Origin of the sequence: Microcystis sp. M53598_WE2, from assembly GCF_030067735.1 — a bacterium.
Taxonomy (GTDB): domain Bacteria; phylum Cyanobacteriota; class Cyanobacteriia; order Cyanobacteriales; family Microcystaceae; genus Microcystis; species Microcystis aeruginosa.
In genome coordinates, this window is sequence record NZ_JASJFE010000436.1 from 1 (window position 1) to 2,262 (window position 2,262).

General features: G+C 44.5%; 2 protein-coding genes. One reads left to right on the forward strand and one right to left on the reverse strand.

From position 1 onward, the window contains the following. Nucleotides 1–447 precede the first annotated feature (447 nt). Entirely contained in the window at nucleotides 448–1,698 is a 1,251-nt protein-coding gene (gene metK, locus PX636_RS09200; protein WP_012267167.1) for a methionine adenosyltransferase, read from the reverse strand. A gap of 325 nt (nucleotides 1,699–2,023) precedes the next feature. On the opposite strand from metK, the gene PX636_RS09205 reads away from it, so the two are divergent. Then, the coding region (locus PX636_RS09205; RefSeq protein ID WP_288116842.1) for a UvrD-helicase domain-containing protein at nucleotides 2,024–2,262 on the forward strand (239 nt) is incomplete at its 3' end.

The following is a 2,262-nucleotide window of genomic DNA, read 5'->3' on the forward strand; positions in this document are numbered from 1 at the left end:
ATTAAGTTTATGGGAAAGTTTCCCAATTACTCGTTTTTCTGTGTGTTCAGGGAGCCACCAGTAACCTTCTCTTTCAAATTCGTCAATCATATTAGCTGATCATTCAGTTTGTAGTATAAATATACCTTTTCGCATTATAGCGAATTTAGTACAAGGTAACTAAGAAATTTTCGGCATTAAGAAGATTTTCGTCTCTCAGCGATCGCCATTTACCAGAGACTTGTCAGACTAAATCCTGTTTAGACCGATAATTGAGAATAGTTATACCAAATCCGGTTATTAAAAACTGATTATCTATTTCCCCTATTGCCTATTGCAAGAGTGCCTATTGCAAGAGTGCCTATTGCCTCTCCTCATAAGTAGCCTATACTCGACGGATTTAGTATAAAAAAGGAATAGAGCCTGAAACTCTATTCCTGAATCAAAAATTGCAGTTAATTTTTAACCCTATACTACCGCAGAAGTCAAAGCTTCTTTGAGGATAGCGGCTTTATCGGTTTGTTCCCAGGGTAAATCGAGATCATTGCGACCAAAATGACCATAAGCGGCCACATCTTGGTAAAAACGCTCGCCTCTTTCACTGGGTAAACCGCGCAGGTTAAAGGTTTGGATAATACCGGCCGGACGGAGTTCAAAGTATTTATTGATTAAGTCGAGAATCACATCATCAGCGACTTTGCCAGTGCCAAAGGTTTCCACGAAGAGACTCACCGGACGAGCTACCCCAATCGCATAACCCACTTGAATCTCGCACTTATCGGCCAAACCAGCCGCGACGATATTTTTGGCCACATAACGGCAAGCATAGGCCGCAGAGCGATCGACTTTGGTAGGATCCTTACCGGAGAAAGCGCCGCCACCGTGACGAGAATAGCCACCGTAGGTATCGACGATAATTTTCCGTCCCGTTAATCCCGCGTCGCCTTGGGGTCCACCAATGACGAATTTTCCGGTGGGATTAACCAGATAACGGGTATTGGCATCGGGTTTAATCTCTAAATCGCTGAAGACCGGTTGTACTACCGCTTCCCAGAGATCACTTTTAATCTTTTGTTGGACGAGATCATTATCGGTGATATCGCCGATAGTAGCATCGTGTTGGGTAGAAACAAGGATAGTATCGATACCCACGGGACGACCATCTTCATAAATGACCGATACTTGCGTTTTACCGTCGGGACGCAGATAGGACAGTTCACCCGTTTTTCTGACTGCCGCTAAACGGCGAGCGATGCGGTGGGCTAAACTAATCGGTAAGGGCATAAATTCGGGGGTTTCATTGCAAGCGAAACCGAAGACAATACCCTGGTCTCCCGCACCAATTTTATCGAGTTCATCATTGCTGAGAAGTTCGCGATTTTCCTGAGCAGCCGTGACACCCTGGGAAATATCGGGAGATTGTTCGTCTAAAGCGACTAAAACGGTGCAACTATTCGAGGAAAAGCCGTTATCTGCGTTGATATAGCCGATTTCAGCGATTTTCTTGCGAACTAAATCGACGAAATGAACCTGTGCTTTCGAGGTGATTTCACCAGTAATCAAGACTAACCCTGTATTGACAACCACTTCAGCCGCTACACGACTGTGGTCATCTTGGGATAACAGAGCATCGAGAATAGTATCAGAAATCTGGTCACAAATTTTATCGGGATGTCCCTCTGTAACCGATTCGGAGGTGAACAAATAACGTTTAGACAAGTGATGTCCCTCACATGGTAGTACGTTTGAACGCAAAAAGATTCCAAGAAATCTTTGATCATACAGTGTAACAGGGAATTTGTAGAGATCGAGTATTTTCAATAAGAAACCGCCCGAACATTGTCCGGACGGAGTGTGGTGTGAGGAGTGAACGGAAACTTTCGTCTCCGCTAATTCCATTGTAGATGACAACTTAGAATCTTGAGCGATTTGAAACAAACTAGCCCAAAAAATTTTTATTTCTTGAAGGGGTTGACTAATGCCCGATCCCCGTCTCGATGATGTAGCCTGATTAATAGAGGTCGCAGAGCTATAGGGAAAGATTATGACAGTCACAGCCGATTATTTAGAACAACTCAATCCTTCCCAGCGCCTTGCTGTGGAGCATTTTTGCGGCCCCCTGTTGGTGGTTGCTGGAGCAGGATCGGGAAAAACTAGCGCTTTAACCTATCGTATCGCCCATTTGATCCGTCATCACGGGGTCGATCCGGAAAATATTCTCGCAGTCACTTTTACCAATAAGGCGGCCCGGGAAATGAAAACGAGAATTGAAAAAACTTTTGC